General features: G+C 37.8%; 13 protein-coding genes and 1 pseudogene. 6 read left to right on the top strand and 8 right to left on the bottom strand.

Annotation, left to right across the window (positions count from 1 at the left end; translation table 11 throughout):
• Positions 1-8: 8 nt before the first annotated feature.
• Positions 9-737 carry a GTP pyrophosphokinase gene (locus KMHG_RS05620; RefSeq protein ID WP_010287750.1) on the bottom strand — a complete coding sequence of 243 codons (729 nt, stop codon included), beginning with the start codon at positions 735-737 and terminating at the stop codon, positions 9-11.
• Between the two features lie 158 nt (positions 738-895).
• On the opposite strand from KMHG_RS05620, the gene KMHG_RS05615 reads away from it, so the two are divergent.
• Both KMHG_RS05615 and KMHG_RS05610 read left to right on the top strand, forming a co-directional pair.
• Positions 896-1,186: a hypothetical protein gene (locus KMHG_RS05615; protein ID WP_010287748.1), complete on the top strand. Its 291-nt coding sequence runs from the start codon at positions 896-898 to the stop codon at positions 1,184-1,186.
• A 102-nt stretch (positions 1,187-1,288) separates the two neighbouring features.
• Positions 1,289-1,714, top strand: coding sequence for a hypothetical protein (locus KMHG_RS05610; RefSeq protein ID WP_010287746.1), 426 nt, complete (start codon positions 1,289-1,291; stop codon positions 1,712-1,714).
• Positions 1,715-1,760: 46 nt separating this feature from the next.
• Here KMHG_RS05610 and KMHG_RS05605 read toward each other — a convergent pair whose 3' ends face one another.
• The 7 genes from KMHG_RS05605 to msrA all read right to left on the bottom strand — a co-directional run bounded on the left by KMHG_RS05605 (position 1,761) and on the right by msrA (position 10,023).
• Positions 1,761-3,365 (bottom strand): ABC-F family ATP-binding cassette domain-containing protein, encoded by a 1,605-nt coding sequence (locus KMHG_RS05605; protein WP_010287745.1) that lies wholly within the window; start codon positions 3,363-3,365, stop codon positions 1,761-1,763.
• Positions 3,366-3,504: 139 nt separating this feature from the next.
• Positions 3,505-5,022 (bottom strand): succinyl-CoA:acetate CoA-transferase ScpC, encoded by a 1,518-nt coding sequence (gene scpC / locus KMHG_RS05600; protein ID WP_010287744.1) that lies wholly within the window; start codon positions 5,020-5,022, stop codon positions 3,505-3,507.
• A gap of 353 nt (positions 5,023-5,375) precedes the next feature.
• On the bottom strand, positions 5,376-6,434 hold the full coding sequence (locus tag KMHG_RS05595; protein WP_238984670.1) for a DHH family phosphoesterase: 1,059 nt from the start codon (positions 6,432-6,434) through the stop codon (positions 5,376-5,378).
• A 96-nt stretch (positions 6,435-6,530) separates the two neighbouring features.
• Entirely contained in the window at positions 6,531-7,289 is a 759-nt protein-coding gene (locus KMHG_RS05590) for a hypothetical protein (RefSeq protein ID WP_010287739.1), read from the bottom strand.
• Positions 7,290-7,470: 181 nt separating this feature from the next.
• The gene (locus tag KMHG_RS05585; RefSeq protein ID WP_010287738.1) at positions 7,471-8,397 is read right to left on the bottom strand and encodes a DMT family transporter; all 927 of its coding nucleotides are present in this window, start codon (positions 8,395-8,397) and stop codon (positions 7,471-7,473) included.
• Between the two features lie 90 nt (positions 8,398-8,487).
• The gene (locus KMHG_RS05580) at positions 8,488-9,393 is read right to left on the bottom strand and encodes an AEC family transporter (protein ID WP_010287737.1); all 906 of its coding nucleotides are present in this window, start codon (positions 9,391-9,393) and stop codon (positions 8,488-8,490) included.
• A gap of 99 nt (positions 9,394-9,492) precedes the next feature.
• The gene (gene msrA / locus KMHG_RS05575; RefSeq protein WP_010287736.1) at positions 9,493-10,023 is read right to left on the bottom strand and encodes a peptide-methionine (S)-S-oxide reductase MsrA; all 531 of its coding nucleotides are present in this window, start codon (positions 10,021-10,023) and stop codon (positions 9,493-9,495) included.
• Between the two features lie 167 nt (positions 10,024-10,190).
• Between msrA and KMHG_RS05570 the strand changes: the two genes are divergently transcribed.
• The 4 genes and pseudogenes from KMHG_RS05570 (at position 10,191) to argC (ending at position 14,168) form a co-directional block, all read left to right on the top strand.
• On the top strand, positions 10,191-11,153 hold the full coding sequence (locus KMHG_RS05570; protein ID WP_010287734.1) for an LCP family protein: 963 nt from the start codon (positions 10,191-10,193) through the stop codon (positions 11,151-11,153).
• Positions 11,154-11,176: 23 nt separating this feature from the next.
• Positions 11,177-12,415, top strand: coding sequence for an AI-2E family transporter (locus tag KMHG_RS05565; protein ID WP_010287733.1), 1,239 nt, complete (start codon positions 11,177-11,179; stop codon positions 12,413-12,415).
• Positions 12,416-12,520: 105 nt separating this feature from the next.
• A complete protein-coding gene (locus KMHG_RS05560; RefSeq protein ID WP_010287730.1) occupies positions 12,521-12,895 on the top strand; it encodes a sporulation protein in 375 nt (124 codons plus the stop codon).
• 245 nt (positions 12,896-13,140) lie between these two features.
• Positions 13,141-14,168: pseudogene (argC, locus tag KMHG_RS17420) on the top strand (N-acetyl-gamma-glutamyl-phosphate reductase).
• The last annotated feature ends 2 nt before the right edge of the window (positions 14,169-14,170 follow it).

Below are 14,170 nucleotides of genomic sequence, written 5' to 3'. Positions count from 1 at the left end.
GCTTTTTGTTATTGATCGCGCGATACTTTTCGCAGCGTGTCGAGCATTTCTAATGCATCTACATTATCTAATAACGGTTCGTCTTCATCAAACTGTTTTAAAATATTAATTTCTTTGTTTAGCTTTTCCATCTTATGATCGAGTTCTGCGGCAGATACGGCTGCTTCTTTTAATTCATCAATCAGTCTTTGAGGGATTTTTTTATTATACTTGTAATAAATTTTATGTTCTAATGAAGCCCAAAAGTCCATCGCAATCGTTCGAATTTGCATTTCTACATATACTTCTTCGCAACGGTCGGACAAATAGACAGGCACTTTCATAATAATGTGTAGGCTTTGATAGCCATTTTCTTTCGGATTAGCGATATAATCTTTTACTTCAATAATATGAAGATCACTTTGACGTTCGAACATTTCTTTTAAACGATAAATGTCCGATACGAATGAACAAATGATGCGAATACCCGCAATATCTGTAATATTTTCTTTAATCGCTTCTAACGTATAGGGTAGGTTTCGTTTTTGCATTTTCTTTAAAATACTTTCGGGTGATTTTAAACGTATATTGACGTGTTCAATTGGATTATATTCATGCATCAGACGGAATTCTTCTTGTAAAATACGCACCTTCGTATCGATTTCATCTAGTGCAAACTTATAAGCCATCATAAAACGTGTCATATTAATTCGTAGCGTTTGCATATGTTCTCGATGATTCGTTTGTACGTTTACCATACGCGCATTCACTCCTTTAACGACTCTCTTTTATTATACGAGATTTTAATTACTTTGACATGTTTGACGCATGACAATTAAAAAAGATACATGAAACTTTTTAGACAATGAACCGTATAATATATAACAACTAGCAAGGATAGCAAGGAGTGACGTGTATGTTTCTAATTCCTACACTTGTCGGATTAGTGTACGAAGCGATATTAGGCATACCGATTGTCGGTGGCTTAATTATTATCGGTAGTAGTTATAGTACGTTAGGGATTGCACTGATTATTCATGGTGTTATTTTGGCGTGTCGTATCGCAACGAAAGATTCAAAAATTGTGCCATTTTTAGCGCTCGTTGGAACATGGTTAACGTGGATTCCAGGAATCGGGTGGTTGATTCATGTCATCATTGCGATTGCGTACTTTATCGATTTATTCGTTGGTCGTAGACATCAATAACGAAGAAAGGACTACAACAATGGTGTAGTCTTTTTTTTATCATTGTATCGTGTTTTCATTTTCCATATAATGAGAGTATGAATGTAGATGAGGAGTGGAAGTATGACAGAGATCAAAATGAGTTTTGACTCAAAAGTAACATTCGTCAAATTGCCGGATGAAAAATTAACAAAACGTTTAGAAGTAAAAACGAAAGTAAAAGATGTAGCGAAAGGCGCTGCAAATAAGCTCTCGTCCTTTTTTAACCATCCACTCGTAAAAGTATCGAGCGACGGTACATTATCCAATATTTATTTAGATCCAGCTTTTTATGAAGCGCAAGGTGTTCATGAAGTTGAAATTTATTGTAAACATTGTGGTGCTTCTGTGAAACGTACATTTGCAGAAATGACGCGTAAGCTAAATGCAATCAACGGCGGGGCACCTGTTGATGAAAAAGATATATTAAAAGTAACTTACCCGTACCACTGTACATGTGAATTACATCATCGCACACGGAGTTTTTATAGTTTTAATTATCGTGGATAACAAAAAAAGCGTATTGCCACAGTGGCAGTACGCTTTTTCTATACGACTAATCTAAGTTGTTAGCTTCTTTCCATTCTAAGTACTCATCATAAGTTAATTGTTTATCTAACATTGAGCCGTCAGGACGGATTTCGATGACGCGGTTTGCGATTGTTTGGATGAACTGATGGTCATGAGATGTGAAGATCATCGCACCTTTAAAGTTTGTTAAGCCTTCATTTAACGCTTGAATTGATTCAAGGTCAAGGTGGTTGGTAGGTTCATCTAAAAGTAAAACGTTTGAGTGAGAAAGCATCATGCGTGAAAGCATGCAACGTACTTTTTCGCCCCCTGAAAGTACTGCAGGGCTTTTCTTCACTTCTTCACCGCTGAATAACATACGACCTAAGAAGCCACGTAAGAATGTTTCTGTTTCGTCTTCTGGAGAGAATTGACGTAACCATTCTACTAATGTTTTTTCAGAACCTTGGAAGTATTCTTCGTTATCAAGAGGGAAGTAGCTTTGAGAAGTTGTAACGCCCCATTTGTATGAACCATCGAAATCTTCATCTTCACCAGCGATAATTTTTAAGAAAGCAGATTTAGCAATTGGGTTACCAAGTAACACGATTTTATCTTCACGGTTCATAGAGAAGCGTAAATCTTTAAATTGTGTTTCACCTTCGATTTCTTTACCTAAACCTTCAACTGTTAATACGTCATTACCGATTTCACGATCCATCGTGAAGTTAATGAATGGGTATTTACGGCTTGATGGACGAATGTCATCAAGTTCGATTTTATCCAACATTTTTTTACGGCTTGTTGCTTGTTTAGATTTAGAAGCGTTCGCAGAGAAACGTGCAACGAATGCTTGTAACTCTTTAATTTTTTCTTCTTTTTTCTTGTTTTGGTCGTTTAACATTTTTTGTGCTAATTGACTAGATTCATACCAGAAATCGTAGTTACCTACGTATAATTGGATTTTAGAGTAGTCAAGATCCGCAATGTGCGTACATACTTTATTTAAGAAGTGACGGTCATGGGATACGACGATAACAGTATTTTCGAAGTTAATTAAAAATTCTTCTAACCATTGGATTGCTTTTAAATCTAAGTGGTTGGTAGGCTCATCTAGTAATAGTACGTCTGGTTTACCGAATAAAGCTTGAGCAAGTAATACTTTGACTTTTTCAGAACCTGTTAGTTCAGCCATTTTCATGTAGTGCATAGAATCGTCGATACCAAGACCTTGTAGAAGGATTGCAGCATCTGATTCAGCTTCCCAACCATTCATGTCAGCGAATTCGCCTTCAAGTTCAGCGGCACGGATACCATCTTCATCTGTGAATGGATCTTTCATGTAGATTGCATTTTTCTCTTGCATAACGTCATATAATCGTTTGTGACCCATCATCACTGTTTCTAAAACTGTGAATTCTTCGTATTCGAAGTGATTTTGTTTTAAAACAGCAAGACGTTCACCTGGATTCATACTAACGTGGCCTTCTTGGGCTTCGATTTCACCAGAAAGAATTTTTAAGAATGTTGATTTACCTGCGCCATTGGCACCGATTAGACCGTAGCAGTTGCCCGGTGTGAATTTAATATTTACATCTTCAAATAGCTTACGATCGCCATAGCGAAGACCTACATTACTTACTTGGATCATGTAGTTATGTTCCTCCCTTTTTCACAATGATTTCATTATAACATGCCGAACCATTTGCGGATAGCGTTTCGCTTGAAATACACAGCAAGAGATATAAAAAAGAGGCTATCCAAAATGGATAACCTCTAAGTCCATCACATTATTTTGTGATTTCTTTTTTCATTGTTTTGTTAGTTGCTAAGTTTACGTGCCAAGATAATGCTTCCTCTAAAAGGTGAGGTGTTTGAACGTTACCTAATTTTTCTACTGCACGGTTGTAGTAATCCCATAATTGATCTTTGAAATCTGGGTGTGCACAGTTTTCAATGATTAATGGAACACGTTCTTTTGGTGCTAAACCACGTAAGTCCGCGATACCTTGTTCTGTAACGATAACATCAACATCATGTTCAGTGTGGTCAACGTGAGAAACCATTGGCACGATTGAAGAGATGTCGCCGCCTTTAGCGTATGATTTTGTTACGAAGATACCAAGACGAGCGTTACGAGCGAAGTCACCAGAACCGCCGATACCGTTCATCATTTTCGTACCAGATACGTGTGTAGAGTTTACGTTACCGTAAATATCTAACTCAAGCGCTGTGTTGATTGAGATTAAGCCCAAACGACGGATAAGCTCTGGGTGGTTAGAAATTTCTTGTGGACGTAATAAAATTTTGTCTGCGTATGCATCTAAGTTGCCGTAAACTTTCTTTTGTAACTCTTCAGTTAAAGTGATTGAAGTTGCTGCAGCAAAGCGTACTTTACCAGCGTCAATTAAATTGAATACAGCATCTTGTAATACTTCTGAAGATACAACTAAGTTTTCGAAGTTAGAGTTTGCAAAGCCATCAAGTACAGCGTTTGCTACAGAACCAACGCCTGATTGAAGAGGCATTAATTCGTTTGTTAAACGACCAGCGTCGATTTCAGATTGGAAGAACTCAAGTAATAAGTCAGCCATACGTTGAGTTTCTTCATCTGGAGGAACGATTAATGAAGGCGCATCTGGCTCTTCAGAAATAACGATCGCTTGGATTTTTGCAGGGTCGATTTTGATACCTTTTGTACCAATACGTTGGTCAGCGTTTGTGATTGGGAATGGTTCACGTTGACCTTGTTCACCAGGAATATAAATATCGTGAATACCGATCATTGTTTCTGGGTGAGCGATGTTTAACTCAACGATAATGTTTTCAGCGTATTCAGCAAAAATTGGTGAGTTACCTACAGAAGTTGTTGGGATTAAGTATCCATCTTCTGTAATTGCAACTGCTTCGATGATTGCGTGTTTGATTGGACCAATTACGCCTTGACGTACTAACTCAGCATTGTGAGAAAGGTGAGCGTCAACGTAAGTGATTTCACCAGTGTTGATTAAGTTACGCATTACACGGTCGCCTTGGAAAGGACCACGTTTGTTAATAACACCTGCAGCTGCTAAGTGGTTATCAACTTCTGGACCTAATGATGCACCAGTGTATACATCAATTTTGAATTTTTCATTTTTTGCACGTTCAACTAATGCCATTGGTACGACTTTCGCGTCACCAGCACGAGTGAAACCTGACATACCTACTACAGAACCGTCTTCGATTAATGCAGCAGCCGCTTCAGCAGATACAACTTTTTCTTCTAGACCAGGTAGGCCTAAGCGTTTTGAGATTTTTTCTTCCACAATAACTCCCCCTAAAAAGAAAATTTAATGACTTTGTCATTAGAAATACTGTGGACCATTTATGTATGTATAAACAGTAAACCACTTGGATGACTTAAATTGCTAATTCACCCGATTGAATTCAGCTTTAGTGTAATTAAATGCTAATTTCAATTACATACGTACATTTTTACACAAAATCGTCACATTAAGCTAGCCCTTTCCTATATATTTTTTATTTTCTGATAAAAGTAAACGGTTACATTTTGCTCAAAAATGCAAGAAAACCGCGTCATAGCGCGGTTTTCTTTAAAAAATAAAATTTGTCTAAAATGTGAAAGAAAAAATTCAAATTCACGATAAAAAGGCGATTACTATTTTTTAATAGCTTTTGGTGCTTGTTGAATCGCTTCGATAAATGGCATTCCTAGTTCTGATAAGTCACAACCAGAAGCATTTGGATGTCCACCGCCATTATAATGTTTCGCGATTTCTGATAAGTTTACTGCTTTACCGATTGAACGAAGAGATACGCGATTTTTTACAAGACTAACGATAAAGACACAATCAATATCGCCTTCAAATTTTTCTGCAAGGTGGTTACCAAGTTCGCTAACGAAAGAGTCTGTTTCAATGACACCGATATTTAGTGGCGTATCGTGACCTTTTAATAAATAGTCTTTAACGATGACCATTTGTTTTTCTTTTTTCTTTAACACTTTACGTAATTCATCTTTTGAGAAGTTTAAGTACGTTTCGTCTGCGTCTGTAAATAATTTACCTGTTAAGATGTAATGGAAACGATCTTTAATAAATTCGTGACGACGGCGTGCATAGAAAATTGTATTTAAATCAGCTGCTTCTTGAATTTTAAGTGCATGCCAATCCCACGTATCGTATAGACGAACGTTTTCAACGAAGCGCGCTAAACGATCGAAAAATACAGCGATTTGTTGTGGGCTATATTCGATGACTTCTGCATCTTCTTCTGTGCTTTGCGGATTAACGACATAGCCAGCCTCATCTAAATATTTAAAGATTAATGTCGTTGCAGACATTTTAATATCATCTAAATGTGGAATTTCAGAAGCCCATGCGTAGTCATTTAAAAATAGGGCAGAAGCATGGTGATCGATAAGAACGACGAAACGACCATTTGGTTCTTTGTTCACTTTCGTAATTTCTTCTGCGACAGCTTCACTGACACTTAAATCGGTAATAATTAATAATTCATTGTCTTGTAATTCTGCTAAACGGGCAAGGACAGCTTCGTCTACTTTACGCGTTTCAACAAAATCTGCTTCATGACGAATGCCATACGCTTGCAGCACGATTGATGGACCGACACCATCTAAGTCTGTATGAGAGATTAAATGAATATTGTTATATTGTGTCAATTTTTTCGGTAAATTTTTTAATTTCAACGTGTTCACGCCTTTCTTCAAACATAAAGCCAATTATATCATAAAGCGTGTACGACGGCGGCTGTCTACACAAAAAAGACCCGCTTAAAGCGAGTCTTATCTTCTTTATTGAATAGATGATAATGTTGTATACGTTTGACCGTTAAATGTTTGTTTAATAAGGCCAACTTGTGGCGCATAATAGTAAGTCGCATTGCCATTTTGAACGACGACAACGTGACGATACGTATGTTTATGAAGCTTTAACGTTTGATTCGTCGCAATGATTTTTGCTTTTTGACCGTATAAGCTTTTAAATGTTGCATGTTTTTTAACTGGATAGCGTAGCGCTAATTCTAATTTTCCGCTATCTACATTTCCGACATACAATCCTTTTGACGTATCATATTCTGTCACGCCTTGTGCATCTGGTTGTGAGTTAGAAAACCAGAAGTTTACCGATGAATCGTTGTAGTTCATCGTACGCTTAAACGCTGTCGTATAACGCGTTGCGTAATCAGATCCTTTATTTTGTGGTAATACATACGTATATGTTTTCGCAATGTTTTTTGCATACGTTGTTCCTTTATTAGCTTTTGCTTTTTTTAAGGTATTCGTCTTCACATAACCTGTGTCAAAACCGAAGCGGATTTTTGTAAACGTTTTGTTGACCGGACGTTCGATAATCACTGCTTCATTTGGTGTAAATGAACCTAATGTTTTGGCTGTTTCCGATGGCTTTGAATACACGTCAGCTTTCGTATGTACTGTACGGAATTCTTTAAGAGATGCTGTGTCGTAAGTTGTTGCACTCGCTGTCGTAGCGGATCCCAATAAACCTAATGTTAACGCTACTGCACCGAATGTTTTTGTCATGTTTTTCATCATAAACGCCTCCTCGTAGGTCATTGTTGTAAGTAAAGATAGTTATCCATAACCTTATTTGTACGTCCATAAACGTCTTCTTGAACGAACGCGACAAATAGCACGACAATATGTCGTTGTTGTCGGTCATTATGTTGAGGAAAATCGTCGCAAAAAAGCCATAGTACCTAAAAAACATCCGCTAAGACCGAATGTTTGGAGAAGCCGGCGAATGTGTTCTTTTCATTCGTTTCATACTCGTCGTATAGACGCCAAAGATAACAAACGCGCCGCCTAGCAGTTGTGACCAAAAAAGCGTTTCATGTAAAAATATAACGGCGAAAATAGACGCGAATACAGGGATAAAGTTTAAATAAATGCCTGCGCGATTTGCTCCGTAACGTACAACGCCTGTATTCCATGATAAGAAGGCGATAATCGATGCGAAGATGCCTGTGTAACCGACCGCAAACAATGCGAGCCCATCCCATTCAATTGGTGTCGTCATCGTTTGTTGTTCAAATAGGAAGAAAGGCAATAAAATAATCGTTCCGACGACGATAGAAGCGAAAAATGTAGATTGTCCTGGCAGTACTTTCGCATACTGTTTTACGAGTAATGAATAAATACTCCATAAAACGACAGCGACGATAACAATTAAGTCTCCTTTATTGAATGCAAAATGGCGAAGCGATTGAAGGGAACCGTGAGAAATAATGAGCATGACGCCGATAAATGAAATAGCTGTACCGATTAATTGAAAACGCGTTAGACGTTCTTTTAAAAAGATAAAACTCAATAAGTAAATAAATACAGGCGTCAACATATTCATCAATGAAGCGTTAATAGATGTCGTATAATGGACGCCGATGTAAACGAGTGTGTTAAACGCAGCGACACCGGTAATGCCTAACACGATGACAATTTTATAATGTTTCATAATTTGTTTCATATCGCGTTTTAAAGACGTCCAAACAATTGGCAAAAAGACGACGAGTGCAACACACCAACGCAAAAAGGCGAGTGTAAACGGGGGAACGTGATCGGCGACCGCTTTGCCGATGACAAAGTTACCACCCCAAAGCACTGTCGCAAGTAACAATAAAATATATGGGGGTATCGCATTCATCAAAAAACCTCATTTCGTAAATAATTGCTTAAATTATACGTAATATTCTGAAAATTAAACTACAAAAAAGGCATATAACAGCAAATGCTGCTATACACCGAGGAAAAATAAGACAATCGGAATACTAATAATACTAATGACGGTCGTAATAAATGTCGTAAATGATACGAGGTCTGGTTCGGTATTAAATTGCAATGCGAGCATCGTTGTATTAGCGGCGGCAGGCATCGCTGCTTGTAAAATTAAGACCGACTTGATCAATGGATCGAGCGGCATGAAATATAAAATGAGCGCCGCTAATAATGGTGATACAATCATTCGAATCACGCTTGTGACACTCATCATTGCGTAATTGACACGCTTGCGAGACATAGCCGCTAATTGCATCCCTAATACGAGCATCACGACGGGAATAGACGCGTCCGCAATTAAGCTTACGCCATCCATAATCGCCGGATGAATCGGAACGTGCGTCAGTTGTAATACAACGCCAAGCACTGCCCCGTATAAGACGGGCATTCTTAACACGGCACGTAATGCCTCTTTGACAGAAGCATTTTCCTTAGAGCCGACAGATGCAAAGAAAATACCGAGTGAATTCATAAATAATGAATGGATAACCATAATAATAACGGCAATATGGAATCCTTCATTGCCAAATGCGAATAATGCTACAGGGGCTCCGTAGTTACCGCTATTCATAAATACCGCACCTAACATCATCGCTGAAGATTCAGAACGGCTTGCACGCAATGCTTTCGTCACTATAAACGTAATGATAAAAAGACCTACACATAATAAAATAGCAAAGCCAAAAATGTAAAAATAATCATGTGTGATTGGCGTTTGATAAAATGTACGAAAAGCGAGTGGCGGCGACATCAAATAAAGTGACATCGTCGAAATCGTTTTGATATCGAGCGATAATTTTTTTTGACCAATATAGCCGGTCGCAAAGACGATTAAAACCGGCAAAATAATTAATAATAAAGCCATATGTTCCATCTCCACTTTGTAAGGTTGGTTTTAGAAAAAAATACGAAGGGTATTGAAAAGAGAAACTTTGATACATAGAAAACCGTCTTAGTTCGTGAATTATTTTTCCCAATGTTGATCTAGAAATTCATCGCGGCCAGATTTGGCGCGATCTTCGTGATATGCTTGTGGACTTTTCTTATAAAAATCTTGATGATAATCTTCAGCTGCAAAAAAGTCTGTTGCGCGTTCAATCGGTGTAACGACGCGTGCGAAACGCCCAGAATCGATTAACGCTTGTTTAGATGCTTCAGCAAGCTGTTTTTGTGTATCATTATGATAGAAAATGACTGCACGGTAATTGTCACCACGGTCTTGGAACTGCCCTTCATCATCTGTTGGGTCTACTTGTTGCCAGTACAATTCTAGTAGCTGTTCATATGAAAATTTCGTTGGATCATATGTGATTTGAACAACTTCCTTATGACCAGTTATGCCAGTTTTGACTTGTTCGTAATGAGCAGTTTCACGTGTGCCACCCATATAACCTGAGATGACAGATTCAATGCCATCCCACTCGACAAAAGGTTTTACCATGCACCAAAAGCATCCACCGGCGAATGTTGCAACTTCAAAATGTGTTTTTTCCATATTTTAGCCTCCTTAAAGGGTTAGAATGTTGATAACGCTTGATTCTACTACAATTCACAACTAATATGTAGGAGGACGTTTATACATTTTATTGTAAACATATTCGCTTTCATTAGCAAAGATAATTCATAGTGTTTATGTAAGATATAAAGGAGGATATTAAATAGATGGCTGAGCAACGCAGGCAACAAGTGAGAAGAAAGAAAAAGCCTAAGCTACGCAAAGGACGTGTATTTTTCGTCTTGCTACTATTAGTACTCGTCGTACTAGGAGGGTACTTTTATTTCCAATATAAAGCAGGTCATAATTTAGCGTCTAATGGAGACGAAGAACAAATTGAATTTAAAGGGGATCCGTCGATTAATAACGTTGAAAATATTTTATTAATCGGTATCGATACACGCGGTGAAGAACAATCACGTTCTGATACGATGATGCTTGTGTCAGTCGACAAAGATGCAAATAAAGTACGCATGGTATCATTTATGCGTGATATTTATGCGGCGATTCCAGGATACCAATCTTATAAATTAAATACCGCTTATTATTTAGGTGGCGTATCATTGTTGCAAGAAACGTTAACGAACATGTTTGGCGTTAATATTAACCATTATGCCATCATTGATTTTAAAAATTTTGAGCAATTAGTGGATGTTGCAGCGCCAAATGGGGTAGAAGTTACAGTACCGCACGATATGTCTAAAAATATTGGTGTCAGTCTGAAAAAAGGGACACAACGTTTAAATGGTAAAGAGTTACTCGGTTTCTCTCGTTTCCGTTATGATGAAGAAGGCGACTTCGGTCGTGTAGAGCGCCAACAACAAGCATTAGAAGCATTAAAAAATGAAGTGCTATCTGCTTCAAATGTGAAAAACTATCCGAAATTAATCGGGGCGCTTGAAGGGTATATTCAAACGGATTTAACGACAAGCCAACAAGTAGGCATTATGTTTAATGCAGTGAAAGGTGGAGGCTTAGACATCGAGCGTATGACGGTGCCAACAAAAGATACGTATCAATACGCAACGTATCCACAAGCTGGTTCTGTACTACAAATTGATGTAGAGAAAAACCGCGAGCTACTCACAAACTTTTTAAACGGTAGCGGTACCGAAGCGACAAGTCCATAACATCACAAAGAGGGGAGAATTGAATGAGAGATCCAAACCCACAACCAGAGAACAAAAAAGGATTTTTTACAACACGTTTTATGCAGTTTATGGGGGGACGTAATTTAGTATATGGCTTAGCGGTCATTTTACTTTTAGGTCTTATCATTGCTATCTATGACAAAGTAAGTTTTATTTTCAAACCGCTACAAATTATTTTTGGAACGGTTATCGTACCCGTTATTTTATCGACGATCTTATTTTATTTACTAAGACCGATTTTGCGTTTATTGATTAAATGGGGCGTACCAAAAGTCGTTGGGATTTTCTTAATTTACTTAGTCGTGATTGGTTTAATTACGGTGGCGATTACACTCGTATTCCCATTCGTAAAAGAGCAATTTTTGGACTTAGTACAAGAATTCCCGGCATATATTATGCAGCTCGTACACAATACACAAGACTTTGTGAAAAGCCCATTCTTTACGTCAACGATGGAGCGTTTCAACATTGATATTGCGAGTGTGTTTGATAAAACGACGAATGAATTAACGGAAAAATTAACCGCTTGGTCGAGTACACTCGGTTCAACGCTTGCATCTAGCGTCGGCGGTTTCGTCTCAACGATTACAAGTCTCGTTGTCGCAATCGTTACAACGCCATTCATTTTATTCTATTTATTAAAAGATGGCGAAAAGTTACCAAACTTCATTTTAAAAATTTTCCCGAAACCAATTCGTCCAGAAACAGCATTACTGTTCAAACGTGCAGATACGCAAATTGCTGGTTACATTCAAGGGCAAATTATCGTAGCGATGTGTATCGGTATTTTAATGACGATTGGCTTCTTAATTATCGGTATGGATTATGCAGTCGTACTCGGTATTTTAGCAATGGTGACGAGTGTTGTTCCTTATTTAGGGCCGATGATTGCCATTACACCAGCAATTATTATCGCGATTGTCACATCACCATTTATGCTCATTAAATTAGGTATTGTTTGGACAGTTGTTCAATTGTTAGAAGGTAAATTTATTTCACCACAAGTCATGGGTAAATCATTGCATATTCATCCGATTACAATTATTTTCGTCTTGCTCGTAGCAGGTAAATTATTCGGTGTTGCAGGTGTTGTGCTTGGTATTCCAGGGTACGCCGTAATTAAAGTATTTGTATCACATATCATTTACTTATATAAACGCCGTTACAACAAATATCAACCAGATCAAGCGATGCATTATGAATTAGACCAAGAGATGGAAGATTTACAAGAAGATAAGTAAAAAAAAGTGTTAGAGAGTGTACTTCTCTAACACTTTTTGTTTTTATAGGGTAAAATAAGGGAACAGGTTGTTTAGCAACAGACAAAACAGGAGTGAATAAATAGTATGTATACGACGAAAATTGTAAAAGATGATATGGAAGTAACGACCATTGTCGACCAACCCGAGATCGCATTTGGCGAAAATTTACGCGGGACGGTCTATATCGAAGGCTGCGCCAATGAAGCGGCAATTGATTTTATTCAATTAGAAGTGCTTGTAAGAAACCGTTTAACAGGACTTGAACGTACAATTACGAAGCATGATATTCAAATGGTAGGGAACGTGAAATCAAAAGAAGCAGAGATGATTGTATTTGATATTGTACCTGATGACCGTTGGATGATTGATCAATCAAATGACTTAATATTGCGCACGTCACTGCAATTATTCGCAGAGGAAATTTTACGTGCTGAAGACGTATTCCTGTATAATCATTAATAATAACTGTATAAATCGTTTATAAAATTAGAAAAGCCCTCATTTTTATGCATAAAAATGAGGGCTTTTTGTTTTGGTGAAAAATTTTTTTGCGCTCTAAAAATTTTTTTGCGTCGCAAAAAAGCTATTCTAACGCGCTTTTATTCCGAGAATTGCAAAGAATTTTCTAAAAATAAATAAACATACAGTTGACATTATATTTATGCATTTGTATACTTGGTACATCAAAAACGAGAGGTGATTGGATGAAAGTCGGAATTATTGGAGCAACAGGGTACGGTGGTTTAGAGTTGATTCGCTTATTGCACAATCATGCAAAAGTCGATTCAATTACACTATTTACTTCATCAGATGAAGGAGCAGTATTTTCTAACAAGTATCCACATTTAAAAGGCTTGTACGACCTTCCACTTGAGGCAATTACAAAAGAAAATATTGCTGAATTGGATGTCGTCTTTACGAGCACTCCATCCGGCGTTTCTGGCCAATTGCTACCGGATCTAGCGAATGACCATACGAAAATGATTGATTTATCAGGCGATCTTCGTTTGAAAAATATTGACGATTACAAAACATGGTACGGTAAAACACCGGCACCACAATCATTCGTAGATCATGCAGTGTATGGATTAGCGGAATGGCAGTCTGCAAAAGACGCACACGTTATTGCAAACCCAGGATGCTATCCAACAGCCGTTTTATTATCGTTATTACCATTGTTAAAAGAAACTTAATCGATGGCACACAGCTTGTCATTGATGCTAAAAGTGGTATTTCAGGTTCGGGTAATAAACCATCTCAAGGCACACATTTCACAGAAAACACAGAAGCAACGTCTATTTATAAATTAAATAAACATCAACATATTCCGGAAATTGAACAAGCGATTGAGATGTTTACAGGTACGACTGCACCGATTACATTTTCAACGCATTTAGTGCCGATGATTCGAGGCATTATCGCAACGAGCTATGCACCACTAAAAGAAGGCGTAACGGAAGCAGATTTATTTGCAGCGTATGATAAATATTATGCACAAAAACCGTTCGTCCGTGTAATGCACGAAGCGACGCGTGTAAGTACGAACCAAGTACGTGGTACAAATTACTGCGACGTTCACGTCAATGTTGATAGCCGTACGAATCGCGCAACAATCGTATCGGTCATTGACAACTTAGTAAAAGGGGCAGCAGGACAAGCAATTCAAAATATGAATGCGATGTTCGGCTATGATGAAACAGAAGGATTAACGCAAGTACCGTTATTCATTTAAAA

Source organism: Kurthia massiliensis (assembly GCF_000285555.1).
In the GTDB taxonomy this organism is placed as follows: domain Bacteria; phylum Bacillota; class Bacilli; order Bacillales_A; family Planococcaceae; genus Kurthia; species Kurthia massiliensis.
This window is presented reverse-complemented; position numbering and strand designations above follow the sequence as displayed.

Bases quoted from the DNA above. Each gene is read 5' to 3' on its own strand.
- KMHG_RS05615 (WP_010287748.1), top strand. From the start codon at position 896: ATGTTTCTAATTCCTACACTTGTCGGATTAGTGTACGAAGCGATATTA.
- KMHG_RS05610 (WP_010287746.1), top strand. From the start codon at position 1,289: ATGACAGAGATCAAAATGAGTTTTGACTCAAAAGTAACATTCGTCAAA.
- KMHG_RS05585 (WP_010287738.1), bottom strand. From the start codon at position 8,397: ATGAATGCGATACCCCCATATATTTTATTGTTACTTGCGACAGTGCTT.
- msrA (WP_010287736.1), bottom strand. From the start codon at position 10,023: ATGGAAAAAACACATTTTGAAGTTGCAACATTCGCCGGTGGATGCTTT.
- KMHG_RS05560 (WP_010287730.1), top strand. From the start codon at position 12,521: ATGTATACGACGAAAATTGTAAAAGATGATATGGAAGTAACGACCATT.
- KMHG_RS05605 (WP_010287745.1), bottom strand. From the start codon at position 3,365: ATGATCCAAGTAAGTAATGTAGGTCTTCGCTATGGCGATCGTAAGCTA.
- KMHG_RS05580 (WP_010287737.1), bottom strand. From the start codon at position 9,393: ATGGCTTTATTATTAATTATTTTGCCGGTTTTAATCGTCTTTGCGACC.
- KMHG_RS05590 (WP_010287739.1), bottom strand. From the start codon at position 7,289: ATGAAAAACATGACAAAAACATTCGGTGCAGTAGCGTTAACATTAGGT.
- KMHG_RS05565 (WP_010287733.1), top strand. From the start codon at position 11,177: ATGAGAGATCCAAACCCACAACCAGAGAACAAAAAAGGATTTTTTACA.
- KMHG_RS05620 (WP_010287750.1), bottom strand. From the start codon at position 737: ATGGTAAACGTACAAACGAATCATCGAGAACATATGCAAACGCTACGA.
- KMHG_RS05570 (WP_010287734.1), top strand. From the start codon at position 10,191: ATGGCTGAGCAACGCAGGCAACAAGTGAGAAGAAAGAAAAAGCCTAAG.